Annotated in this window: 25 protein-coding genes; 19 read left to right on the forward strand and 6 right to left on the reverse strand. The window is 68.1% G+C overall.

The window, feature by feature from the left end:
- Positions 1–10 precede the first annotated feature (10 nt).
- Positions 11–754 (reverse strand): monofunctional biosynthetic peptidoglycan transglycosylase, encoded by a 744-nt coding sequence (gene mtgA / locus ABOZ73_RS10910; RefSeq protein ID WP_369058175.1) that lies wholly within the window; start codon positions 752–754, stop codon positions 11–13.
- Between the two features lie 81 nt (positions 755–835).
- Here mtgA and ABOZ73_RS10915 point away from each other — a divergent pair, with 81 nt between their 5' ends.
- On the forward strand, positions 836–1504 hold the full coding sequence (locus ABOZ73_RS10915; protein ID WP_369058176.1) for a nitroreductase: 669 nt from the start codon (positions 836–838) through the stop codon (positions 1502–1504).
- A gap of 75 nt (positions 1505–1579) precedes the next feature.
- Positions 1580–1810, forward strand: a complete 231-nt coding sequence (locus ABOZ73_RS10920) for a hypothetical protein (RefSeq protein WP_369058177.1) — start codon at positions 1580–1582, stop codon at positions 1808–1810.
- Here ABOZ73_RS10920 and ABOZ73_RS10925 read toward each other — a convergent pair.
- Positions 1807–2802, reverse strand: a complete 996-nt coding sequence (locus ABOZ73_RS10925) for a WD40 repeat domain-containing protein (protein ID WP_369058178.1) — start codon at positions 2800–2802, stop codon at positions 1807–1809. The two genes, ABOZ73_RS10920 and ABOZ73_RS10925, sit on opposite strands and share 4 nt — an antisense overlap.
- Positions 2803–3026: 224 nt before the next feature.
- Between ABOZ73_RS10925 and ABOZ73_RS10930 the strand changes: the two genes are divergently transcribed.
- Entirely contained in the window at positions 3027–3473 is a 447-nt protein-coding gene (locus ABOZ73_RS10930) for a biopolymer transporter ExbD (RefSeq protein WP_369058179.1), read from the forward strand.
- 108 nt (positions 3474–3581) lie between these two features.
- Here the strand turns inward: ABOZ73_RS10930 and ABOZ73_RS10935 are convergent, their stop codons facing one another.
- Both ABOZ73_RS10935 and ABOZ73_RS10940 read right to left on the reverse strand, forming a co-directional pair.
- The gene (locus tag ABOZ73_RS10935) at positions 3582–4640 is read right to left on the reverse strand and encodes a GTP-binding protein (RefSeq protein WP_369058180.1); all 1059 of its coding nucleotides are present in this window, start codon (positions 4638–4640) and stop codon (positions 3582–3584) included.
- Between the two features lie 40 nt (positions 4641–4680).
- Complete coding sequence (locus ABOZ73_RS10940; RefSeq protein WP_369058181.1) at positions 4681–5307, reverse strand: hypothetical protein; 627 nt, start codon at positions 5305–5307, stop codon at positions 4681–4683.
- A gap of 221 nt (positions 5308–5528) precedes the next feature.
- Between ABOZ73_RS10940 and rplU the strand changes: the two genes are divergently transcribed.
- The 3 genes from rplU (at position 5529) to ABOZ73_RS10955 (ending at position 7099) form a co-directional block, all read left to right on the forward strand.
- On the forward strand, positions 5529–6101 hold the full coding sequence (rplU, locus tag ABOZ73_RS10945) for a 50S ribosomal protein L21 (RefSeq protein WP_369058182.1): 573 nt from the start codon (positions 5529–5531) through the stop codon (positions 6099–6101).
- Between the two features lie 30 nt (positions 6102–6131).
- Positions 6132–6407 carry a 50S ribosomal protein L27 gene (gene rpmA / locus ABOZ73_RS10950; RefSeq protein WP_277785147.1) on the forward strand — a complete coding sequence of 92 codons (276 nt, stop codon included), beginning with the start codon at positions 6132–6134 and terminating at the stop codon, positions 6405–6407.
- Between the two features lie 161 nt (positions 6408–6568).
- Positions 6569–7099 carry a GNAT family N-acetyltransferase gene (locus ABOZ73_RS10955; RefSeq protein ID WP_369058183.1) on the forward strand — a complete coding sequence of 177 codons (531 nt, stop codon included), beginning with the start codon at positions 6569–6571 and terminating at the stop codon, positions 7097–7099.
- Between the two features lie 19 nt (positions 7100–7118).
- Here ABOZ73_RS10955 and ABOZ73_RS10960 read toward each other — a convergent pair whose 3' ends face one another.
- Positions 7119–8021: a hypothetical protein gene (locus ABOZ73_RS10960; protein WP_369058184.1), complete on the reverse strand. Its 903-nt coding sequence runs from the start codon at positions 8019–8021 to the stop codon at positions 7119–7121.
- Positions 8022–8243: 222 nt separating this feature from the next.
- Here ABOZ73_RS10960 and obgE point away from each other — a divergent pair, with 222 nt between their 5' ends.
- From obgE to msrA, 13 genes are all read left to right on the forward strand, one after another.
- Positions 8244–9302 carry a GTPase ObgE gene (obgE, locus tag ABOZ73_RS10965; protein ID WP_369058185.1) on the forward strand — a complete coding sequence of 353 codons (1059 nt, stop codon included), beginning with the start codon at positions 8244–8246 and terminating at the stop codon, positions 9300–9302.
- Positions 9303–10430: a glutamate 5-kinase gene (gene proB, locus ABOZ73_RS10970; RefSeq protein WP_369058186.1), complete on the forward strand. Its 1128-nt coding sequence runs from the start codon at positions 9303–9305 to the stop codon at positions 10428–10430.
- Positions 10431–10490: 60 nt separating this feature from the next.
- Positions 10491–11762, forward strand: a complete 1272-nt coding sequence (locus ABOZ73_RS10975; protein ID WP_369058187.1) for a glutamate-5-semialdehyde dehydrogenase — start codon at positions 10491–10493, stop codon at positions 11760–11762.
- Complete coding sequence (locus ABOZ73_RS10980) at positions 11728–12399, forward strand: nicotinate-nucleotide adenylyltransferase (RefSeq protein ID WP_369058188.1); 672 nt, start codon at positions 11728–11730, stop codon at positions 12397–12399. Before ABOZ73_RS10975 ends, ABOZ73_RS10980 begins: the two co-directional genes overlap by 35 nt.
- 74 nt (positions 12400–12473) lie before the next feature.
- Complete coding sequence (rsfS, locus tag ABOZ73_RS10985; RefSeq protein ID WP_369062526.1) at positions 12474–12893, forward strand: ribosome silencing factor; 420 nt, start codon at positions 12474–12476, stop codon at positions 12891–12893.
- Positions 12894–12934: 41 nt separating this feature from the next.
- Positions 12935–13399, forward strand: a complete 465-nt coding sequence (gene rlmH, locus ABOZ73_RS10990; protein ID WP_369058189.1) for a 23S rRNA (pseudouridine(1915)-N(3))-methyltransferase RlmH — start codon at positions 12935–12937, stop codon at positions 13397–13399.
- Positions 13400–13418: 19 nt separating this feature from the next.
- A complete protein-coding gene (locus ABOZ73_RS10995; RefSeq protein ID WP_369058190.1) occupies positions 13419–14408 on the forward strand; it encodes a murein hydrolase activator EnvC in 990 nt (329 codons plus the stop codon).
- An 84-nt stretch (positions 14409–14492) separates the two neighbouring features.
- Positions 14493–15875 carry a S41 family peptidase gene (locus ABOZ73_RS11000; protein WP_369058191.1) on the forward strand — a complete coding sequence of 461 codons (1383 nt, stop codon included), beginning with the start codon at positions 14493–14495 and terminating at the stop codon, positions 15873–15875.
- Positions 15876–15962: 87 nt separating this feature from the next.
- A complete protein-coding gene (locus tag ABOZ73_RS11005; protein WP_369058192.1) occupies positions 15963–16763 on the forward strand; it encodes a TIGR00730 family Rossman fold protein in 801 nt (266 codons plus the stop codon).
- A gap of 137 nt (positions 16764–16900) precedes the next feature.
- Entirely contained in the window at positions 16901–17611 is a 711-nt protein-coding gene (locus tag ABOZ73_RS11010) for a CoA transferase subunit A (RefSeq protein ID WP_369058193.1), read from the forward strand.
- Positions 17611–18255 (forward strand): 3-oxoacid CoA-transferase subunit B, encoded by a 645-nt coding sequence (locus ABOZ73_RS11015; protein WP_369058194.1) that lies wholly within the window; start codon positions 17611–17613, stop codon positions 18253–18255. The genes ABOZ73_RS11010 and ABOZ73_RS11015 overlap by 1 nt, the downstream gene beginning before the upstream one ends.
- A gap of 91 nt (positions 18256–18346) precedes the next feature.
- Entirely contained in the window at positions 18347–20209 is a 1863-nt protein-coding gene (locus ABOZ73_RS11020; RefSeq protein ID WP_369058195.1) for a monovalent cation:proton antiporter-2 (CPA2) family protein, read from the forward strand.
- Positions 20210–20254: 45 nt separating this feature from the next.
- On the forward strand, positions 20255–20851 hold the full coding sequence (gene msrA, locus ABOZ73_RS11025; RefSeq protein WP_369058196.1) for a peptide-methionine (S)-S-oxide reductase MsrA: 597 nt from the start codon (positions 20255–20257) through the stop codon (positions 20849–20851).
- A gap of 3 nt (positions 20852–20854) precedes the next feature.
- On the opposite strand, the gene ABOZ73_RS11030 is transcribed toward msrA, so the two are convergent.
- Positions 20855–22417, reverse strand: a complete 1563-nt coding sequence (locus ABOZ73_RS11030) for an ArnT family glycosyltransferase (RefSeq protein ID WP_369058197.1) — start codon at positions 22415–22417, stop codon at positions 20855–20857.
- Positions 22418–22424: the final 7 nt, after the last annotated feature.

Below are 22424 nucleotides of genomic sequence, written 5' to 3' on the forward strand. Positions count from 1 at the left end.
GTGTCCGTCTTCAGATCACGCAGGCTGCCAGGCCGTCGCGGCGGACCGTGCCGGCGGCGGCGGTGATCTTGCGCGAGCGGCGCTTCACATAGGGGCCCGGCTTGGCGGCCTTCCATTTCAGCGGGCTGGGCAGGATGGCGGCCATGCGGGCGGCCTGGGCCCCGGACAAGTCGGCGGCGCTGACCCGGAAGTAGCGCTGGGCGGCGGCCTCGGCCCCATAGATGCCGGGGCCCATCTCGATGGAGTTCAGATAGACCTCCATGATCCGCTTCTTGCCCCAAATCGTCTCGATCAGGACCGTGAAATAGGCCTCCAATCCCTTGCGGACATAGGATCGCTGCGGCCACAGGAAGACGTTTTTGGCGGTCTGCTGGCTGATGGTCGAGCCGCCGCGGATCTTGCTGGGCCGGCGCTCATTGTTCTTCATCGCCTTCTGCATGGCGGTGAAGTCGAAGCCGTTGTGCTGGCAGAACTTGGCGTCCTCGGCGGCGATCACCGCGCGGGGCAGGGCGGGGGACATGTCGTCCAGGGCGATCCATTTGCGGTCCAGCCCTTTGCCCTCGAACATCCGCTGGATCATCAGGAAGGTGACCGGCGGCGGCACGAAGCGATAGACGATCACCGTCAGCACCGGGCCGACCACGCCGACCAAAAGCAGGACCATCAGGGCCATGCCGATCATGCGGCCGAAGCGCGTCTTCGGCTTAGCGGTCCTATTCGGCTTGCGGGCAGCCGACTTCTTCGATTTCGCCATCGGTGTGGATACGCCCCTTGCCTTGACGCGGCGGAGCGATGCTAGCGGTGTGGTTCTGATTTGTCCTTAACGGGAACAAGCATGACCGTGACCGAAGCTGTCCAGCAGCGCATCTCCGTCCGCGCCTTCACCGATCGGCCGGTTTCCGGCGAGGTGGTGCGTGAAATCCTGCAGGCGGCGGCCAAGACTTCGTCGGGCGGAAACCTTCAGCCCTGGCGGGTCCACGCCCTGGCCGGCGAGCCGCTGGCGGCGTTCAAGGCGATCATCGCAGGCAGGCTAGGTCAGCCGGACGGCGCCGAGTACGACGTCTATCCGCCGAACCTGTGGGAGCCGTTCCGCACGCGGCGCTTCCAGTGCGGCGAGGACCTGTACGGCGCGCTTGGCATTCCTCGGGAAGACAAGATCGGCCGCATGCGGCAGTTCGGCGGCAACGCCGACTTCTTCGGCGCTCCCGTGGGCCTGTTCTTCTCGCTGGATCGCAAGCTGGGTCCGCCGCAGTGGGCGGATCTGGGCATGTACATGCAGACGGTGATGCTGCTGGCGCAGGAGCGCGGGCTTGGCACCTGCGCCCAGGAGTTCTGGTCGATCTACGCCCAGACCGTCGCCAAGTTTCTGGATCTGCCCGAAGACCACATGCTGTTCGCCGGCATGGCCCTAGGCTGGCCGGACGAGGGGCATCCGGTGAACACCCTGCGGACCCGCCGCGATCCCTTTGAGGCCTGGGCGGAACTGCGCGGTTTCGAGGACTGAGCAGCGGCGCCGTAGAACTACGACTGGTAGTTCTACGCTATTCAATCGTGGCGGGCGGCGGCGCTAAGTGCAGCCATGACCGATCCCCTTCTCCGCCCCGCTCGCACGTTCTTCCGCGCCGCCCTGATCATGGGTCTGCTGGCGGCCACGGCCGGCATTGCGGGCCTCGCCATGATCGGCGGGGAGCTGATGGGCGACATGATCGGCTTCGCCTTCGCCGGCATCGGCGCGCTGATGGTGATCAGCGCCCTGAACGCCCTTTACCAGCTGTTCTGGTGGGGCCGCGCCGACGGCGAGGACTACTAGAGCTCGGGAACGTCCAGCACGCCGGCCGCGCCGACCTCGTCACCGAAGGTCACACGGGCGCCGTCCGACGACACCGACAGGGCGCTGATCGCCGCGCCCTTCTCCGCCTTCAGGGTCTCCAGGCGACCTGACCGCAGGCTCGCGGCCCAGACGCGGCCATCGTTCATGCCGGCCACCACCACCTGGCCGTCCAGGCGCGCCGCCACGCGGGTCGAGAGGCTTTCGCGGTGGAAACCGATCTCGGCCGCTTCCTTGCCCATCGGGCCGTTGGAGCCGGCGAATGGCCAGATGACCGCGCCGTTGGCGCCGGCCGTGGCCAGAACCTTGCCGCCGTCGAAGAAGGCCAGGCTGCGCGGCTTGGCCGGATAGCCGCCCATCCGCATGTCCTTGCCGTCGGACAGCCGCCAGCCGTGCAGCTGGTTTTCCTGCATGGCCGAGATCAGGAACTTGCCGTCCGGGCTCCAGGCGATGGCGATGTGGCTGCCGGCCCACTTGAGGACCTGCGGCTTCTGGTTCTCGATCCGCGCCCACCAAAGATGCGCGCCGCCATAGGATGCGGTGGCGATGCGTTTGCCCTTCGGGTCGAAGGCGATGTCCGACACCGCCTTCTCGTGCGCGTAGATGCGGCTGAAGCTGGCGTCGGCGATGTCGATGACGTGCATGGCCTTGCCCGCCGCGAAGGCGATCAGGCCGGAGACCGGACTGGCGGCGACCGCCTCGATCCAGCGGCCCTTCACCTCGGCCAGGCGCGTGACGGCCACTTCGCCGCCTTCGATGCGCGACCAGACGACCGCGCCGTCGTCCCCGCCGGTGACGATCCCGGTTCCGGAGGGGTGGGCGCAGGCCGACAGCACCGCGCCGTCGTGCGCCTCGACCGTGACGAAGCCGTCCTGCGTCTGCAGGCGGACGGTGCCGTCCCCCAGGGCGAAGGCCGCATGGCCATGAGAATCAAAAAGGGCGGCGGTGACGAAAGCGTCGAAGTCGAAGATCATGACCCGCGATTAGCCCGCCGGCAGGCTCCGCGCTAGGCGGGAAGGGCGAAATCGGCGTACCGGCGTGCGGCGAAACGCCCTTATTTGTGCACGCGAAACGGGAGTCTTGCGAGAGTCTGCGTCTCGGCTCCAACTTGCACTTTACTTCCAAAAATATCCGCGCCAGAAGTCATTCCCGACGATAAAGGCTGCGCATAGGCGCGGTGATTGGGAGATTTTTGTCGATGGCTGCAAAGCTTTCCGGCGGTGGCGGTGGTAAGTACGATCTCGGTCAGAACAACGAGATCAACGTCACGCCTTTCGTGGACATCCTGCTCGTTCTGCTGATCATTTTCATGGTCGCCGTGCCGATGGCCACCGTGGCCATCAAGGTCGATCTTCCGCCGGCGACCCCGCCGAGCCCGGAAGACAAGCCTAAAGAGCCGATCTTCATCTCGATCCAGAAGTCGGGCGCCCTGTTCCTCGCCGAACAGCAAACCAGCCTGGAAGGCCTGCCGTCCGACCTGGCCGGCAAGATCGCCGCCCAGTCGCCGGGCGCCATCCCGCAGGAAGAGCGCATCATGATCCGCGCCGACGCCGACGTCCTGTACCAGGACTTCATGGCGGTGCTGAACGAACTGCAAGGCAACGGCTATTACAAGGTCGGCCTGATCAACGAAGACATCTCGTAAGCCTCACGGCTTCGAGCACGGAAAAGGCCGGATGCGCGAGCATCCGGCCTTTTTCTTTGCCTGATCGGCGGGAAGGTCGGGCGCGGTTTAGGCCGCGCCCTCCAGGTCCTAGGCGGCGCAGGCCTCGAACCCGGTCCGCAGGGCGGCCTCGTCCAGGTTGCGGCCGATGAAGACCATACGGCTGTAGCGACGCTCGCCCTCGCGCCATTCGCGCTGCAAGTCGCCCTCCAGAATCATGTGCACGGCCTGGAAGACCAGGCGCTTGTCCTCGCCCTGCACGTCTAGGATTCCCTTGGCTCGCAGGATGTCGGGACCTTGGGCGGCCAGCAGGTTGTTCAGCCAGGTGGTGACCTTGGTCCCGTCCACCGGCGTATCGAGGGTCAGGGAGACCCCCCGGATGCCAGCCTCAGCCACGTGGTCGTGGTGATGATGGTCGTGACCGTGATCGTGATGATGGTGGTCATGATCGTGGTCGTGGCCGCAGTGCTCGTCATGCACGTGGCCGTGCTCGCCGTGGCCCGGGTTCAGGAACTGCGGCTCGATCTCGGTGATGCGGTCCAGGTCGAAGGAGCCTCGGCCAAGAATGGCGTCCAGGGGCACGTTGGAGCGCTGGGCGTGATGGATCGGGGCCAGCGGATTGATGCGGCGGACCTGCGCCTCGACCATCCGCAGCTCGTCGGCGCTGACCAGGTCGGTCTTGTTCAGCACGATCTGGTCGGCGAAGGCGATCTGCTCGACCGCTTCCTTGCTGTCGGCCAGGCGCTGCAGGATGTGCTTGGCGTCGACCACGGTGGTGACGCTGTCCAGCTTGGTGCGGGCCTTGACCTCGTCATCGACGAAGAACGTCTGGGCCACCGGGCCCGGATCGGCCAGGCCGGTCGTCTCCACGACGATGGCGTCGAACTTGCCCTTGCGCTTCATCAGGCCGGACAGGACGCGGATCAGGTCGCCGCGCACCGTGCAGCAGACGCAGCCGTTGTTCATCTCGAACACTTCCTCGTCGGTGTCGACGACGAGGTCGTTGTCGATGCCGACCTCGCCGAACTCGTTGACGATCACGGCGTACTTCTTGCCGTGATCCTCGGTGAGGATGCGGTTCAGCAGGGTGGTCTTGCCGGCGCCGAGGTAGCCGGTCAGGACGGTGACGGGAGTTTGTTCGATGCTCATGGCGCCTATCTAGTGCGCCGGGCGCGGTTTCGAAACCGCCTTAGACTTCCATCAGCACGACGATCAGCGCCATGAGCAGCAGGGTTAGGCCCATGATCGTGGTCTCGTGCCGTTGCAGGGCGTCGAGCTTCAGCCGCTGCACGCCGGCCAGGCTGAGGGCCGTGAACAGCAGCATGCCCAGAGCGGTCGCCGTCATCAGCACCGCGATCAGGGCCGCGAAGCCGCCCCAGCCGTGCGGCGTGCCGGCGAGGAAGATCGGCAGGAAGGCCTCGCAGGGCGACAGGGCCAGCAGCGTGACCAGGCCCAGAACCGCCGCGCGATCGGAGCGATAGGACCGCGCGGCCCCATGCAGATGCGCGTGCTTGCGGCCCCGCCATAGATAATAGAGTCCCAGGCCCGCCATGCCGCCGGCGACCAGCAGGCCGAAGATGCCGCCCAGCTGCTCTTCCAGCGCCAGGCCGGCGGTGACCAGGATCGCGCCCAGCAGGGTGGTGACCGCCACGTGGCCGACCGCCGCCAGCATGGCGACGCCCAGGGTTCGTCCCGCCGACCAGCCCTGCGCGCGGCCCACCAGCACGAACGGCAGCCAGTGAGTTGGCAGGGCCGCGTGCAGGAAGGCCACGGCGAAGCCGGTCGCGGCGATTGAGGCGAAGAGGGTCGAGGTCACGCCCCTCTCTACAGGATGCTATACTGTAACCGCCAGAGCGTGCTGGCGAAGAAGGCGAAGCACTCTATATGCAGCCGGTCGCGACGGGTTTTCACCCGCCGCCGCGTTGACTCCCCGGTCTTGCGCTGTATAAGAGCGCTCCCTCGCCCGCAGGCTGGCCCCGCGGGCGCAATCCATTTTGAGAACAAGTCTTCGGACTTCATAAGCTTAAGGCGCGACCGATGTACGCGGTGATCAAGACCGGCGGTAAGCAGTACCGGGTTCAGGCGGGCGATCTGCTCGTGGTTGAGAAGCTCGAAGGCGAGCCGGGCGCGGAAATCGCGTTCGACCAGGTCCTGATGCTGGGCGACGGCGACGCCGTCACTGTCGGCGCCCCGCTGGTGGCCGGCGCCGCCGTGAGCGCGACCCTGATCGAAACCCGCAAGGGCGAGAAGGTGAAGATCTTCAAGAAGATCCGTCGCCAAGGCTATCGCCGCACCCGCGGTCACCGCCAGACCGAGACGGTCCTGCGCGTGATCTCGGTGGCCAACGGCTCCAAGTCGGACAAGTGGGACGGCACGGTCGACCTGACCAGCAAGCGCATCCTGGACGCGCGCGCTCGAGGCCTCGGCGACGCCGCCGTGACCGCCGCTCCGGTCGAAGCAAAGGAAGCCGCTCCGGCTCCGAAGGCCAAGGCCGCCGCGCCGAAGAAGGCTGCTGCTCCGAAGGCCGCCAAGGCCGAGGGTGAAGCCGCCCCCGCCAAGAAGGCTGCGCCGAAGAAGGCCGCCGCCAAGAAGGACGCCGGCGAGGCCTAAGGCCCCGTCGCATAGGATCAGGAGAGCACAATGGCTCACAAAAAATCTGGCGGCTCCTCGCGCAACGGTCGCGATTCGGCTGGCCGCCGTCTCGGTGTGAAGAAGTTCGGCGGCGAAGCCGTCCTGGCGGGCAACATCGTCGTGCGTCAGCGCGGCACCAAGTTCTGGCCGGGCGTCAACGTGGGCATGGGCAAGGACCATACCCTCTTCGCTCTGGTGAACGGCGCCGTGCGCTTCGTGACCAAGCGCGACAACCGCACCTACGTGACGATCGATCCGGTCGCACAGGCCCAGGCCGCAGAGTAAGCGCGGTCCAGACCTTCCCCGGATCGCGCTGCACTTGAGTGGCGATCCGGACAGACGATCCAAGCGGGGAGTCCGGGAACGCCGGGCTCCCCGCTTTCTTTTTGGCCGCAACGTCGGACGGGGGTCCGAAGGAGGCGGCGGGATCGACCAGGGAGGTCGCCATGAACGTCATAGGCCAAACCCCCACTATCGAGACGCGGCGGCTGGTCCTGCGCGAGCCGCGGCTGGCCGACGCCCCGCGTCTGGCTCAACTGATCGACTACGACGTGGCCAGGATGACCACGCGCATGCCCTGGCCCTACAGCGCGGAGGACGCCGAGGCCTTCGTGGTCCAGGTTCAGATGCAGGATCGCCGCAAGGACAACACCTTCGCCATCACCCTGGAGAACGAGGGGCTGGTCGGCGTGCTCGGATTCTTCCTGACGCCGGAAGGCCGTACGGAAGTCGGCTACTGGATCGCGCCCGCCTACTGGGGCCGCGGTCTGGCGAGCGAGGCGCTGATGGGCGCGCTTAGCTGGGCTTCGCGTGACTGGCGCAAGCGCCTGGTCGTGGCGGGGCACTTCGCCGACAATCCAGCCTCCGGCCGGGTCCTGTGCAAGGCGGGCTTTCTCTATACCGGGATCGTCGACGCCAAGCCGTCGCGGGCTCGCGGCGAGCCGGCGGAAACCCGGATGATGGTCTGGCTGGCCTGACGTCGCCAGGCGGCCTGGATCAGGCCGCCTGCGCGCCCGGTCCCTTGGGGCCGGCGCGGAAGCGGGACTCGGCGGTGACGATGCGCTCGCACAGCTTGTCCAGCTCAGAAAGCAGCGAATAGGAGGCGTAGATGGGAATCTCCATCATCGCCGCCTGCGCCCGGGGCATCAGCTCGGTGTATTTCTTCCAGGCGACGTGGGCGTCACGCGCGGCTTCGGCGCGGTGGCCGAGCGGCGTCCACAGGTTGAGGTCGATCAGCTCGTCCCGGCATTCCTTCATCATCGGCAGGGCGATGTAGAGGAACAGGAAGGTTGGCGTGGCGGCCCGGCTGTAGGGCGGCAGCACCTGCATGTGCCAGACCCGGAAAGCCTCCAGGAAGCTGTCCTTCTTGTTCTCTTCCGGCGGCAGCCAGTGGGCGTTGCGGTCGATCAGCTCGTCGGCCGAGCCGGCGCGCTTGACCAGGTCGTCGGCGGTGCGGCCGTCCTTCAGGGTCTTGGACAGGGCCGCGACCGGAATGTTCAGGCGCTTGGCGACTTCCGAATAACCGACCGTGCGGCCGCCCATGGATGTCCACTGACCCATGGTGGGCACGCCGCCCATCTTGGCGGTCTTCAGGGCTTGGGCCTGCATCAGCAGCTTGTTCTGCTCGGCGGCCTTGGCGGCGACCTGCTTGTCGAACTCTTCCTCGTGCTTCTGCTGCTGGGCGCTGTTCATCCAGCGCGCCTTGCCGGGCCCGTAGGTGCGCTCGAAGCGGTTCAGTAGGACAAGGTTGAAACCTTCGCCGGGGCAGGGGCCGATGTCGTTCAGGAAGGCTCGGAAGTCGCGCCAGTTGCCTGTGATGCCGGTGCCCCGGGTCATCATGATGTTGCGGTGGATGTTGGCTTCGCGGTCGTACTTCTTGGCGAGCGTCGGCAGGGTCAAATTCTTGAGGTCCTGCAAGACTTCAGCTTTGGGCGGCGGACCAGACAAACCTTGCAACTCCCTAGTAATGCAACCTATGGTCGTTAATCATCAGAAGTCGTGGCAGCGCTTTGTGCGCTCTGCGACCGGTTGTCTCATGTTCACCCTAACAATTCGTCTCCGCGACAGAATCATGTCCGGGCGAGGCTCGACGCCGAAGCCCGCTTGGGACAAAAGACGCCCATGAAGTTTCTCGATCAGTGCAAGATCTTCATCCGCTCCGGAAACGGGGGCGGAGGCGCCGTGTCTTTCCGGCGTGAGAAGTACATCGAATACGGCGGTCCCGACGGCGGCGACGGCGGCCGCGGCGGCGACGTGTGGGTCGAGGCCGTCGAGGGCCTGAACACCCTGATCGATTATCGCTACCAGCAGCACTTCAAGGCCGACACCGGCGTCCACGGCATGGGCCGTAACCGCCACGGCGCGGCGGGCCAGGACATCGTGCTGAAGGTGCCCGTCGGCACCGAGGTGATGGAAGAGGACCGCGAGACCCTCATAGCCGACATGAACGAGCCGGGGATGCGCATCCTGCTGGCCAAGGGGGGCAACGGCGGCTGGGGCAACGATCGCTTCAAGGGACCGGTCAACCAGGCGCCCAAGCACGCCAATCCGGGTCAGGAAGGCGAGGAGAAGTGGATCTGGCTTCGCCTGAAGCTGATCGCCGACGTGGGCCTGGTGGGCCTGCCCAATGCGGGCAAGTCGACCTTCCTGGCGGCGGCCAGCGCGGCCAAGCCGAAGATCGCCGACTACCCCTTCACCACCCTGACCCCGAACCTGGGCGTGGTCGACCTGTCGCCAACCGAGCGCTTCGTCATGGCCGACATTCCCGGCCTGATCGAGGGGGCCTCGGAAGGGGCGGGTCTCGGCACCCGGTTCCTTGGCCACGTCGAGCGTTCGGCGACGCTGATCCACCTGATCGACGCCACCCAGGAGAACGTGGGCGAGGTGTGGAAGACCATCCGCGCCGAGCTGGAAGCCTATGACGAGGATCTGGCCGACAAGACCGAAATCCTGGCGCTCAACAAGGTCGACGCCCTGGACGACGAGACCCGGGCCGAAAAGGCCGCCGAACTTGAGGCGGTCGCCGGCGTGAAGCCCATGCTGGTCTCCGGCGTGTCAGGCGAGGGCGTGACCGACCTGCTGCGCGCGGCCTGGACCAAGGTGCGCGAGCGTCGGGGCGAGATCGTCTCCCAGGACGACGAGGATTACGAAGAACCCTCGGCCGACGGCTGGACCCCCTAGATGTCCCTGGCCGCCGCCCGTCGGATCGTCGTCAAGGTCGGCTCGGCCTTACTGATCGATTCCGAGACCGGCGCGGCGAACCGGGCCTGGCTGGAGGCCTTCTGCGCCGACGCCGCCCGCCTGCGCGCCGAGGGGCGGCAGGTCCTGGTGGTGTCGTCCGGCGCGGTGGCGCTGGGCCGCCGCCGGCTGGGACTGCCCAAGCGCGCCCTGACCTTGCCGGAAAAGCAGGCCGCCGCCGCCGCCGGCCAGAGCCTGCTGATGCGGGCCTGGGAAGAGGCTTTCGAGCCGCACGGCGCGGCCTGCGCCCAGGTCCTGCTGACCCGTGACGACACCGAGGTGCGCCGCCGCTGGCTGAACGCCCGCGCCACGGTCGAGACCCTGCTGGCCCTGAAGGTCGTGCCGGTAGTCAATGAGAACGACACTGTCGTCACCGAGGAAATCCGCTACGGCGACAACGACCGGCTGGCGGCGCGCGTCGCCCAGATGGCCGGCGCCGACGCGCTGGTCCTGCTGTCGGACATCGACGGCCTCTACACCGCCGATCCGCGCCGCGACCCGGCCGCGCGGCACATCCCGCTGGTGGAGCGTCTGACGCCGCAGATCGAGGCGATGGCGGGCGGCGCCAACGCCGGGGCCGGGGTGGGCACCGGCGGCATGGCCACCAAGATCGCCGCCGCACGGATCGCCGGGGCGGCTGGCTGCGCCACCATCGTCACCCTGGGCACGCGGCCCTCGCCGCTGCTGGCCATTGAGAGCGGCGAGCGCTCGACAACCTTCGCGGCCTCGACCACGCCGGCCGCCGCCTACAAGGCCTGGATCGCCGGATCGCTTGCGCCGCAAGGGTCGCTGACCGTGGACGACGGGGCGGCGACCGCCCTGCGCGGCGGCAAGAGCCTGCTGGCCGCCGGGGTGAAGGCGGCCGAGGGGCGGTTCGGCAAGGGCGACGCCGTACTGGTGCGCGATGAGGCGGGACGTGAGTTGGCTCGAGGGCTCGTCCGCTACGACGTCGCCGACGCCGCCCGCATCGCCGGCCTGCGCTCGGACGCCATCGAGGCGGCCCTGGGCTTCACCGAAGGCCCGGTGATCCATGCCGACGACCTGGCCCTGGCGGCGGGGGAGACCGCCTGAGCGCTGGCGGTGAGTGTCACAAAGGGCTAAGGCTCACTTTGAGCATAAGTGGCGAGGCCCATGGACGACGCGGGTTCATCCCTGCAGGCGACGATGGCGCGGATCGGGCGGGAAGCCCGGGACGGCGCCCGCGCCTTGCGTCTGGCCAGCCCCGAGGTCCGCACCGCCGCTATCGCCGGCATGGCCGCCGCCATCCGTGAACAGGCTGACCTGATCCTTGCCGCCAACCAGGCCGACCAGGCGCAGGCGCGCGCCAACGGCCTGAGCGAGGCCTTGATCGACCGCATGGCGCTGGACGCCGGGCGGATCGCCGCCCTGGCGGATGCGGTGGCCGCCATCGCCGCCATTCCAGACCCTGTCGGTTCCGAGATCGCCCGCTGGGACCGGCCCAATGGCCTGGACATCGCTCGGGTCCGCACGCCGATCGGCGTGATCGCCATGATCTATGAGAGCCGTCCGAACGTCACCGCCGACGCGGCGGCCCTGTGTGTGCGGTCCGGCAACGCCGCCATCCTGCGCGGCGGCTCCGAGTGCCCGGCCAGCAACCTGGCGATCCACGCGGCGGTGGTCGATGGCCTGAAGGCCGCCGGTCTGCCGGCCGCCTGCGTCCAGGCCGTGCCGACGACGGACCGCGCGGCGGTGGGCCTGATCCTGGGCGGGCTCGACGGCGCGGTGGACCTGATCATCCCGCGCGGCGGCAAGAGCCTGGTGGCGCGCGTGCAGGCCGAGGCGCGGGCGCCGGTCCTGGGGCACCTCGAAGGCCTCAACCACGTCTTCGTCCACGCCGCCGCCGATCTGGAGACGGCGACGGCCGTGGTGGTCAACGCCAAGATGCGCCGGGTGTCCGTCTGCGGCTCTGCCGAAACTCTGCTGATCGACCGCGCCGCCGCCGATCGCCTGCTGCCGCCGATCGCGGCGGCCCTGGCCGCGGCCGGGTGCGAACTGCGCGGCGACGAGGCGGCGCGGGCCATCGCGCCCATGGCCGCCGCGACGCCCGAGGACTGGTCGACCGAATATCTCGCCCCGATCATCGCCGTAGCGGTGGTCGATGGAGTGGAGGGCGCGGCCGCCCACATCGCCGCATACGGCTCCGGCCATACCGACGCGATCCTGACCGAGGACGCGGCGACGGCGGACGCCTTCATCGCCTCGGTCGATTCCGCCATCGTGCTGGTCAACGCCTCGACCCAGTTCGCCGACGGCGGCGAATTCGGCTTCGGGGCCGAGATCGGCATCGCCACCGACAAGCTTCACGCCCGCGGCCCGGTTGGGGCCGAGCAATTGACGACATTCAAGTATGTGGTTCGCGGGACCGGCCAGACTCGTCCCTGAGGCTGGCAGGCCGGCGGCGTCGCGGCTGGGGTTCACCCTCCAGCCCGGCATGCGCGTCGGTCTGTTCGGCGGCTCGTTCAACCCGGCGCACGAGGGGCATGCCCACGTAGCTGAAACGGCCCTGTCGCGCCTGCAGCTGGACCGGGTGATCTGGCTCGTCTCGCCGCAGAACCCGCTCAAGGCCTCGTCCGAGACGCAGCCGCTGGCCCAGCGCATGGCCAACGCCGCCCGCTGGGCGCGGGGGCCCAGGATGATCGTCAGCGGGGCCGAGACCCAGCTGGGCGTTCAGTACACCCTCGACACCATCCGCCTGCTGAAGGCGCGGCATCCGGGCGTGCATTTCGTCTGGATCATGGGGGCGGACAGCCTGGCGACCTTCCACCGCTGGCGCGGCTGGACCCAGATCATGCGCGAGGTGCCCGTGGCCGTGGTCTCGCGCCCCTGGGCGGCGCTCAAGGCGCGCACTTCGCCCACCGCGCGGCGGTTCGCCCATGCCCGCCGACCGGCCTCCGAGGCGCATCTGCTGCCCGGGTCGGACCCGCCGTCCTGGGTCTATCTGACAGGGCCCTTGAACTTCGCCTCGTCCACCGCCCTGCGTGATCGGGCGCGGCAGGAGGGCGCGCCGAAGAGCGGCTGAGTCAAACCACTCACAACCTGGGGATTTTTGTGATAGGGTCGGACGCTTGCGTGACCACCCATAGGAGTATTCCGCTGAACCGCGAGTCCGCGCACAGCGCGCCGGAAGGCCAGGCGACCGCCGTCGAGCCTTCTTCTGACGACCAAGGGCCGACTAAGCCGCTGGAGAAACTGATCCTCGCCCGTCTCGACGACGACAAGGCTCAGGACGTCGTTTTCATCGATCTCAAAGACAAAAGCAGCGTCGCCGACAGCCTGATCGTGGCGTCCGGCCGTTCGCACCGTCACGTCGGCGCTTTGGCCGACCACCTGCTGCGCGTCCTCAAGGAAGAGGGCTTCGGTCGTGCGCGGGTCGAAGGCCTGCCGCATTGCGACTGGGTGCTGATCGACGCGGGTGACGTGATCGTCCACCTGTTCCGTCCCGAAGTGCGCACCTTCTACAACATCGAGAAGATCTGGTCGGTCGAGCCGCCGGTGCGCACCGTCGCCAACTGACCCCGCGGCCCGCTGTCTGAAGCGGGCCGTCGCTCTCCCTCATGCGTATCACCCTGCTCACTGTGGGCCGTCTGGGCCGGATGGTCGAAGCGCAACTGGCGCTCGACTACTGCCAGCGCGCCACGGCGTCAGGCCGCGCCCTGGGCCTTGGCCCGGTGGAGATCGTCGAGGTCGAGTCCCGCAAGCCGGGCAAGGCCGCCGAGGCCGAGGTCCTTCGTCCCCATTTCGAGGGCGCGCATGTGATCTGCTGCGACGAGCACGGCGCCGCCCGCCCGTCCCGGGCCTTCGCGGGCGAGATCGGCAAGCTGCGTGACGACGGGGTGCGCAAGCTGGTGCTCGTGATCGGCGGCGCCGACGGGCTGGATCCGTCCCTGCTGGCGGCGGCCAACGGCAAGCTGGCGTTCGGGCCGCAAACCTGGCCCCACGCCCTCGCCCGGGCGATGCTCGCCGAGCAGATCTATCGGGCGGTGACCATTCTGGCCGGCTCGCCCTATCATCGCGACTAAGGCCAAGCTACCAAACGCCATGGCCCGCCGCTTCGTGACCGTCGCCGTCGTCCTCGCCGCTCTCGCGGCCGCGGGCGCCGTGGCGGCTTTCCAGCTGGATCAGCGCGCCGCCAGCAACGCCGCGGCCCTTCAGGCCCGCCGCGACGTGGCCGCCCTGCGCAACGAGCTGGACCGCCTTCAGGCCGAGCAGGTGAAGGATCTGGTCGGGGTGGACGCCAAGCGCGCCGCCCTGCAGTCGCTGAACGTGCGCGAGGCCGCGCTCACCATCGAGCTGGGCAAGAACCGCGCGAGCCTGGCCAAACTGTTGTCCATGCTGCAGCTCTACCGGCTGAACCCTCCGCCTGCCCTGATGGTCAGCCCGCAGGACGCCCGAAAGGCTGTGCGCGCCGCCATCCTGGTGCGGTCCATGACGCCCGAGCTCAAGGCCCGCTCCGACGAGGTGGCCAGCCGCGCCCGGGTGATCGCGGCTCTTCGTCGCGAGGCGGCGGCCTCCGCCGAGGACCTCTTCACCACCGAAAGCGCCCTGGCCGACCGCCGCGGCCTGATCGAAAAGCGCCTGACCGAGGCGGCGGACCTGGAAAGACAGGCTGCCCTGGCCGGGCTGACGCCGCAGCCGCGCGCCACCGGGGTCCTGTCCCTGATCCGGCCGGTGGACGGGGCGATCATCCGGCGGTTCGGCGAAAACCTGCCCAACGGCGGGCATTCACGGGGGCTCAGCCTCACCGCCGGCGCTGGCGAAACGGTCAAAAGCCCGGCTCGGGGGATCGTGGAATATGCAGGTCCGCTGGAGGGTTGGGGCCTTGTCTTGATTATCCGCTCGGAGGGCGCCTACCATCTGGTTCTCGCGGGGCTCGGGGGGGTCTCCGTCGTCCCCGGACAATCCGTCGCGGCCGGCGCCCCTGTTGGGCGTACGACCGATGGTGGAAACTCGGAGGTGGAGCTCTATTTTGAGGTCCGTGAGGGCGAGACGCCGGTTGACCCGGCCAAACGCCTGAAACCGACGGCCTGAAAAGGCCGTTCGCCACCGGGGCACGGGGCGTTTTTTTGATCGCGGCGGATGTATCCGTCGCAAGGGAGCCGGACGGCTGACGATATGCGCAAGTACCTGGTGATCGGCGTTTCTTCCTTCGTGCTCGGCGCTGGCGCCATGGCCTATCTGAGCCCGATGGCTCAGGCCGCGCTGCAGCCCAAGGCCAAGACCTACCGGATGCTGGAGCTGTTCGGCGACGTGGTGGACACGGTCGAGCGCCAGTACGTGGCGCCCGTCGACGACACCAAGCTGATCGAGTCCGCCCTGGACGGCATGCTGTCTTCGCTCGACCCGCACTCAGGCTATCTGAGCCCGGACGGCTTCGAGGACATGCAGGACAACACCCGCGGCGAGTACGGCGGCATCGGCCTGGAAGTCACCAGCGAAGAAGGCGTGGTCAAGGTCATCTCGCCAATGGACGGCACCCCGGCCGAGCGCGCCGGCGTCCAGCCCGGCGACTACATCACCGCCGTCAACGGCTCCTCGGTGCTGGGCCTGTCCACCAACGACGTGGTCAAGCAGCTGCGCGGCGAGCCGGGCTCGGCCGTGGGCCTGACCCTGGCGCGCGAGAAGAGCGACCCCGTCGAGGTGAAGCTGACGCGCGAGGTGATCAAGCCGCGCACCGTCACCGCCCGCGTCGAAGGCGACTACGGCTATGTCCGCCTGGCCAGCTTCAACGAGAAGGCCACCGACGAGGTCGAGGCCGCGGTGAAGGACCTGAAGGCCAAGAACCCGAACATGAAGGGCCTGGTCTTCGATCTGCGCAACAATCCGGGCGGTCTGGTCGACCAGTCGGTCGGCGTGGCGGACCTGTTCCTGGAAGGCGGCGAAGTCGTCAGCCAGCGCGGGCGCGATCCGCGCGACATCGAACGCTACAACGCCCGTCCGGGCGACATCCTGAACGGCCTGCCCATGGTGGTGCTGATCAACCAGGGCTCGGCCTCGGCCTCTGAAATCGTCGCCGGCGCCCTGAAGGACCGCAAGCGCGCCGAGATCGTCGGCCTGACCAGCTTCGGCAAGGGTTCGGTGCAGACCGTGATCCCGCTGCGAGGCGGCCAGGACGGCGCCCTGAAGCTGACCACGGCGCGCTACTACACGCCGTCGGGCCGCTCCATCCAGCAGACCGGCATCGACCCGGACCTGGAAGTCGCCCAGACGCGCGAACAGGCCCAGTCCATCGCCAACCAGGCCTGGTTCAGCGAGGCCAGCTTCAAGAACGCGCTCAACGCCGAGGAGGGCAAGACCCGCCGCGGCGTGCACGAGCCGGCCGAAGCGCCGCCGCCCGCCTTCGATGAGAAGAAGGGCGACTTCCAGCTCAGCCGCGCGCTGGAGGTGCTCAAGCACGGCTCGGTCGCCGCCACGCCCAAGCTGCCCAAGCCGGCGGCCAAGGTCGCCGACCTTGTGGCCAAGAGCGTCAAGCCGGAGCCCAAGCCCGCCACCAAGTAGGTCCGGCTCTCCGACGTCAGATCAGCGCCTCTCCGGAATGTCCGGGGAGGCGTTTTTCGTTGGCGGCCCACCGGCTAAGGTGCGGCCATGGATCAAGACGCCGATACCCTATCCGCCGCCAACGCCGCCCAGATGGCCTCTCCCTCGTACCGCCTTGCGGCCCTCGACCAGAGCTTCATGCTCGGCGAGTCCATGCGCGGGGTGCGGTTCCTGCTGGAGTTCGCCAAGGCGGACGAGGCCCTGCGCAACTGGGGTGTCCGCTCGACCATCGTGGTGTTCGGGGCCGCCCGGGTGCGCGAGACGGACGAGGGGCGGCGGGGCGGCTGGTACGCCCAGGCGCGGGCCTTCGGACGCATCGCGTCGGAGCGCGGCGGGGCGATCATCGAGAACAAGCCGGTCCGCGACAACGTCATCGCCACCGGCGGCGGCCCCGGCATCATGGAGGCGGCCAATCGCGGGGCGGCCGACGTCGGCGCGCCGTCGATCGGCTTCAACATCACCCTGCCGCACGAACAGGCGCCCAACCCCTACAGCACGCCGGAACTGACCTTCCGTTTCCACTACTTCGCCATGCGCAAAATGCACTTGGCCATGCGGGCCAATGCGCTGGTGGTGTTCCCGGGCGGCTTCGGCACCCTGGATGAGCTGTTCGAGATTCTCACCTTGCGCCAGGTCGACAAGGCCCCGCGCATCCCCATCGTCCTGTTCGACGAGTCCTACTGGCGCTCGATCATCAATTTCGACGCCCTGATCGAGCACGGCATGATCAGTCCGCACGACATGGACCTGTTCCGCTTCGCCGAGACGGCCGAGGGCGTGTGGGAAGCCTTGCTGGCCTGCGGACTGGCGCCGGGCGAGACGGCCGAGCCGCCGCCGCCCGCGTCCTGAAATCGTCACACGCCGGTGGTGGAAGGGCGCGCCGGGATGGTGTTAGCTTCCGCCCTGGCGAATAAATTCATCAAGGGTTGAATTTATCGCCGTTCCGGGCGAGATCGAAGCCAAGCAGGCGCCCAAGGGAGGGATCAATGGCCGACAAGGTCAAGCCGAACGCCGTCGAGGCCCTTCACGGGCTGCTGTTTGACGGCATGACGATCATGGCCGGGGGCTTCGGCCTCTGCGGCATTCCGGAAAACCTGATCGCGGCCATCCGCGAGACCGGGGTCAAGGACCTGACGGTCATCTCCAACAACTGCGGGGTGGACGGCTTCGGCCTCGGCATCCTGCTGGAGAACCGGCAGATCAAGAAGATGGTCAGCTCCTATGTGGGCGAGAACAAGCTGTTCGAGCAGTTGTACCTGTCCGGTGAGCTGGAGTTGGAATTCAATCCGCAGGGCACCCTGGCCGAGCGCATCCGCGCCGGCGGCGCGGGCATCCCGGCCTTCTTCACCAAGACCGGCGTCGGCACCTTGGTGGCCGAGGGCAAGGAAGTGCGCGAGTTCGACGGGGAGCTCTATGTGATGGAGCGCGGCCTGGTCGCCGACCTGTCGATCGTGAAGGCCTGGAAGGGTGATCGCGAGGGCAATCTCGTCTACCGAAAGACCGCCCGGAACTTCAATCCGATGATGGCCACCGCCGGCAAGGCCACGGTGGTCGAGGTCGAGGAGCTGGTGGAGATCGGCGCGCTCGACAAGGACAACATCCACACCCCCGGCATCTACGTCGATCACATCTTCAAGGGCGCCGTGTTTGAGAAACGCATCGAGCGCGTGACCACCCGCCAGAAGGAAACCGTCTGATGGCCTGGACCCGTGACGAGATGGCCGCCCGTGCGGCCGCAGAGCTGCGCGACGGCTTCTACGTGAACCTGGGCATCGGCATCCCGACCCTGGTGGCCAACTACATCCCGGCCGGCATGCACGTGACGCTGCAGAGCGAGAACGGCATGTTGGGCATGGGGCCGTTCCCCTATGAGGGCGAGGCGGACGCCGACCTGATCAACGCCGGCAAGCAGACGATCACCGAACTGGACAGCTCATCCTATTTCAGCTCGGCCGACAGCTTCGCCATGATCCGTGGCGGCCATATCGACCTGTCGATCCTTGGCGCCATGCAGGTGGCCGAGAACGGCGACCTCGCCAACTGGATGGTCCCCGGCAAGATGGTCAAGGGCATGGGCGGGGCCATGGACCTGGTCGCCGGCGTGCGCCGCGTGGTCGTGGTCATGGAGCACTCGGAGAAGTCCGGCGCGGCCAAGCTGGTCAAGGCCTGCACCCTGCCGCTGACCGGGGCCAAGGTGGTGGACATGGTCGTCACGGACCTGGGCGTCTTCCAGGTCGGGCGCGGCGCGGGGGTGACCCTGACCGAGCTGGCGCCGGGCGTGACGGTCGAAGAGATCACCGCCAAGACCGACGCCGCCTTCGCGGTCGCTCTAGGCAAATAAACGCTACAATCGACCGGGCCGGGCGATCGCTGCTTGCGCAGCGCGCCCGGCTTCGCTTGTGTGGCCGCTGGTGATTGCAGAGGGGCCCGGCATGGCGGCTGAAACTTCCGGTCTGGCTCTTGGACAAGCCGTCGCGCTGCTGACGGCGGGCGTCGTCGCGGTGCCGGTGTTTCGTCGCCTCGGCCTCGGCTCGGTGCTTGGTTACCTGGCGGCCGGCCTGCTGATCGGGCCCTTCGGCCTGCGCCTGTTCTCGGATCCCGAATCCATTCTCCACGTCGCCGAGCTCGGCGTCGTGATGTTCCTGTTCATCATCGGGCTGGAGATGCGCCCGGCCAAGCTGTGGAACCTGCGCAAGGAGATCTTCGGTCTCGGCGCGGCCCAGGTGCTGGTCTGCGGCGCTCTGCTTTCCGGTGTCGGCATCGCCGCCGGCCTGCAGCCCGCCATGGCGGTGATCGGCGCCATGGGCTTCGTCCTGTCGTCCACCGCCGTGATCATGACCATGCTGAGCGAGCGGGGCGAGGCGGGCACGCCCGCCGGCCAGCGGGCGGTGTCGATCCTGCTGCTGGAAGATATCGCCATCGTGCCGCTGCTGGCCCTGGTGGCTGTGCTCGCCGCCCTGAACGGCGGCGCCCACGCCGATGCGCGGCCGGGGTGGCAGGCGGTGCTGATCGGCCTGGCGGCGGTGGCCGGGGTGATCGCCGTAGGCAAGTGGCTGCTCAATCCCATGTTCCGCCTGCTGGCGGCCTCCGGCGCGCGCGAGGTGATGACCGCCGCCGCCCTGCTGGTGGTCCTGGGCGCGGCCCTGGTTATGCAGGTCGGCGGACTGTCCATGGCCATGGGCGCCTTCCTGGCCGGGGTGCTGCTGTCGGAATCCAGCTTCCGCCACCAGCTCGAAGCTGACATCGAGCCCTTCCGGGGCATCCTGCTGGGCCTGTTCTTCCTCAGCGTCGGCATGTCGCTGAACCTGTCGGTTGTGGGATCCCAGTGGGTGCTGATCCTGGCCGGCACCGTGGTGTTCATGGTGGTGAAGGCCGCCGGCATCTATGGCGTCGCGCGGCTGTTCAAGGCCTCGCCGCGAGAGTTTGCGGAACGCGCGGCCCTGTTCGCCCAGGGCGGCGAGTTCGCCTTCGTCCTTTATGCGGCGGCCCTGTCGGCCGGGGTGCTGGACGCGGCCACCAGCGCGTCCATGAGCGCCATCGTCATCCTGTCCATGGCCCTGACCCCGCTGGTCACCATCGCCGTCACCCGCCTCCTGCCGGCCGAGCAGCCGTCGATGGACGGGATCGAAAGCGCCGAGGCCCTTGAGGGCCGGGTGCTGATCATCGGCTTTGGCCGTTTCGCCCAGGTGGTCAGCCAGCCGCTGCTGGCGCGCGGCGTCGACATCTCGATCATCGAGGTCGACGTGGAGATGATCCAGGCGGCGTCGAAGTTCGGCTTCAAGGTCTATTACGGCGACGGAACCCGCCTCGACGTCCTGCACGCTAGCGGCGCCGCTAGCGCGGAGGCGATCGTGGTCTGCGTCGACAAGCCGGAAGTGGCCGACCAGATCGTCAAGCTGGCCAAGGCGGAGTTTCCGCTGGCCAAGCTGTACGTCCGCGCCTTTGACCGGGGCCATGTGCTGCGCCTGATCGAGCAGCAGGTCGACTATCAGATCCGCGAGACCTTCGAGTCCGCCCTCGTGTTCGGCCGCGCCCTGCTGGTGGATCTGGGAATTCCCGAGGATGTCGCCGATGAGACCATGAACGACGTGCGCGTACGCGACGAGATGCGGCTGGAGATGCAGATCGTCGGCGGGCTCACCGCCGGCCGCTCGCTGATGCGCGGCAATATGAGCACGCCCGAGCCGGCCCCCCTTGTCCAGCCCAAGCACGGCGGCCGCGGCCTCAATCCCGAAGCGGCGGAAGCCATCGCCAAGGCGCGGGCCGCCGAAGAGCGGGCGGACGCAGGGGCTTAAGACGCCGCACTTGCGGGGCGGCGTCGGCGGGCCATCTCTTCAGGCATGAAATCGTCTCTGATCGCCGCGCTCTGCGCGCCCCTGCTGCTCCTGATCGCCACCGCCTTTCCGGCCGCCGCGGCGCCCGCCAGGACCGAGACCGCGATATTCGCGGGCGGCTGCTTCTGGTGCATGGAGCACGACATGAAGATGCCGGGGGTGCTCAAGGTCGAGTCCGGCTATACCGGCGGGCGCCTGAAGAATCCTCGCTATGAGGATGTGCTGACCGAGAAGACCGGCCACTACGAGGCGGTCAGGGTCACCTTCGATCCAGCCAAGTTGCCCTATCGGTTCCTGCTGGAGCGCTACTGGAAGGTGGTCGATCCCACGGACGACGGCGGCCAGTTCTGCGATCGCGGGCCGTCCTACCGCCCGGCGGTGTTCGTCACGGCTGGTCAGCGGGCGACGGCCGAGGCGTCGCGCGGCGAGGCGGCCAAGCGGCTGAAGCGCGGGACCATGAAGACGCCGATCCTCGACGCCGCGCCCTTCTATCTGGCCGAGGCGTATCACCGCGACTACGCCAAGAACAACAAGGTCCGATACGAGCTGTACCGCGCCGGCTGCGGCCGCGATGCGCGGCTGACGGCGGTCTGGGGACGCTAGTCGCTAGCGGAAGACGACGGGCTCTGGCGGCTGTCCGGTGACCGGATCGCGCGGAACCGGGGCGAAGCCCTCGCCGATGAACATGTCGATCTTGCGGACCCGCTTGGCGTCCAGGCGTACTCGGGCGATCTCCTTGCCCGACACTTGGCGGAAGTCCGCCCCCATCTTGGCGCGATAGACGCCGTCCAGGCTGGCGGCCAGGACACGCCGGCTGTCCTTCGCGGTCAGAGGAGCCTCGGTCTCCGCCTGGTTGCGGGCGCGGATCTCGTGGACCCACATGCGTAGGGGCGGGGCCCCGGCCTGGCCGAAATAGTCGCGGCCATAATAGGCGGCGGCGTTGAACAGGAAGCGGTCGTCGACCGCCACCGCCGACAGGGTGGCGACGCCGCCCTCCTGCATGGCGCGCTGGACAACGGCGTCCACCGACTGCTCCCAGCCCCGGGCGCGCTTGAAGCTGTTGGAGACGCCCATGGCGTCAGCCGTGCGCGGATTGATCGTCCACATCAGGAAGAGGCCGGCGACAACCGCCTGCAGGGCCAGGCCCGCGATCAGCCACTTGCGCGCGTTCCAGCGCAGCATCCAGGCGCCGACCAGAAGGCAGCCGCCGAGATAGCCCGCCGCCGCCCAGTTGGCGTTGGCGCGCGAGATGAAGCCCTGGATGGAGACGACCAGCAGCGGCGGCAGGCAAAAGCACAGCAGCAGGATGTCGGCGCTCGTCAGGCGGCGACGGATCAGCAGCAGCAAGGTCCCGCCCAGCAGCACGGCGAAGGGCAGGGGGCCGAAGACGCCGAACTGCGACAGCAGGAAGTCGCCCAGTTCGGCCGGGTCGAACAGATGGGACGAGCCGAGATTGGCGTTCGCCGCCGTGTGCTCGACCGTGGCGAAGCTGTGGGCTGCGTTCCAGGCGATGTTGGGGGAGATGACCGCCAGCAGGGCGATGGCGAAAGCCGCGAGGGCTGCGGGCGACCAGCCGCCGCGGGCGCCGCGGGAGATCAGGGCGTGCAGGAGCAGGCCGCCGAGGGCGTAGGCCGCCGCATACTTGCTGAGCATGGCCAGGCCGAGCGCGGCGCCCATGCCGCCGGCCAGGGCTAGGCGTCGTCGACCTTGGGCGGCGGGAAGCTCCACATAGGCCCAAAGCGTCAGCGCCAGGAAGAACAGAAGCGGCGCATCTGTACTGATGACGCCGGATGACAGAGCCACCCCGGGCATGAGCACGTACAAACCCGTGGCCGCCAGGCCACTTCGCGCGTCAAAAAGACGGCGGCCGATAAAGAAAAGACAGAGAGCCGCTCCCGCATGCAGCAGCGGGGCCGCGATCCGTACCCAAGGCTCTGCGTCGCCGCCGATCGCGGTGGTTCCCCAGATCAGCCAGGCGATCATTGGCGGCTTGGAGAAATAGCCGAAGCTCAAGGTGCGCGACCAAAGCCAATACTGGGCCTCGTCCGGATAGAGTTCGAGGGGCGAGGTGAACAGGGCGAATAGCCGCAGCGCGGTCGCCGCCAGCACGACGGCGAAGGCGACGCGAAGGGCGCGATCGTCTGAAAACGGCTTGGCGGACAAGGTCATTTCACCT

Source organism: Caulobacter sp. 73W, from assembly GCF_041021955.1.
Lineage (GTDB): Bacteria > Pseudomonadota > Alphaproteobacteria > Caulobacterales > Caulobacteraceae > Caulobacter.

Coding starts and splice junctions, on each gene's coding strand:
- rplU (WP_369058182.1), top strand. CDS start 5,529: ATGTACGCGGTGATCAAGACCGGCGGTAAGCAGTACCGGGTTCAGGCG.
- ABOZ73_RS10920 (WP_369058177.1), top strand. CDS start 1,580: ATGACCGATCCCCTTCTCCGCCCCGCTCGCACGTTCTTCCGCGCCGCC.
- msrA (WP_369058196.1), top strand. CDS start 20,255: ATGAAATCGTCTCTGATCGCCGCGCTCTGCGCGCCCCTGCTGCTCCTG.
- ABOZ73_RS11020 (WP_369058195.1), top strand. CDS start 18,347: ATGGCGGCTGAAACTTCCGGTCTGGCTCTTGGACAAGCCGTCGCGCTG.
- ABOZ73_RS10995 (WP_369058190.1), top strand. CDS start 13,419: ATGGCCCGCCGCTTCGTGACCGTCGCCGTCGTCCTCGCCGCTCTCGCG.
- ABOZ73_RS10935 (WP_369058180.1), bottom strand. CDS start 4,640: ATGAGCATCGAACAAACTCCCGTCACCGTCCTGACCGGCTACCTCGGC.
- proB (WP_369058186.1), top strand. CDS start 9,303: ATGTCCCTGGCCGCCGCCCGTCGGATCGTCGTCAAGGTCGGCTCGGCC.
- ABOZ73_RS11010 (WP_369058193.1), top strand. CDS start 16,901: ATGGCCGACAAGGTCAAGCCGAACGCCGTCGAGGCCCTTCACGGGCTG.
- ABOZ73_RS10930 (WP_369058179.1), top strand. CDS start 3,027: ATGGCTGCAAAGCTTTCCGGCGGTGGCGGTGGTAAGTACGATCTCGGT.
- ABOZ73_RS10955 (WP_369058183.1), top strand. CDS start 6,569: ATGAACGTCATAGGCCAAACCCCCACTATCGAGACGCGGCGGCTGGTC.
- ABOZ73_RS10925 (WP_369058178.1), bottom strand. CDS start 2,802: ATGATCTTCGACTTCGACGCTTTCGTCACCGCCGCCCTTTTTGATTCT.
- ABOZ73_RS10915 (WP_369058176.1), top strand. CDS start 836: ATGACCGTGACCGAAGCTGTCCAGCAGCGCATCTCCGTCCGCGCCTTC.
- rpmA (WP_277785147.1), top strand. CDS start 6,132: ATGGCTCACAAAAAATCTGGCGGCTCCTCGCGCAACGGTCGCGATTCG.
- ABOZ73_RS10975 (WP_369058187.1), top strand. CDS start 10,491: ATGGACGACGCGGGTTCATCCCTGCAGGCGACGATGGCGCGGATCGGG.
- rlmH (WP_369058189.1), top strand. CDS start 12,935: ATGCGTATCACCCTGCTCACTGTGGGCCGTCTGGGCCGGATGGTCGAA.
- ABOZ73_RS11015 (WP_369058194.1), top strand. CDS start 17,611: ATGGCCTGGACCCGTGACGAGATGGCCGCCCGTGCGGCCGCAGAGCTG.
- ABOZ73_RS11005 (WP_369058192.1), top strand. CDS start 15,963: ATGGATCAAGACGCCGATACCCTATCCGCCGCCAACGCCGCCCAGATG.
- obgE (WP_369058185.1), top strand. CDS start 8,244: ATGAAGTTTCTCGATCAGTGCAAGATCTTCATCCGCTCCGGAAACGGG.
- ABOZ73_RS11030 (WP_369058197.1), bottom strand. CDS start 22,417: ATGACCTTGTCCGCCAAGCCGTTTTCAGACGATCGCGCCCTTCGCGTC.
- ABOZ73_RS10980 (WP_369058188.1), top strand. CDS start 11,728: ATGTGGTTCGCGGGACCGGCCAGACTCGTCCCTGAGGCTGGCAGGCCG.
- mtgA (WP_369058175.1), bottom strand. CDS start 754: ATGGCGAAATCGAAGAAGTCGGCTGCCCGCAAGCCGAATAGGACCGCT.
- ABOZ73_RS11000 (WP_369058191.1), top strand. CDS start 14,493: ATGCGCAAGTACCTGGTGATCGGCGTTTCTTCCTTCGTGCTCGGCGCT.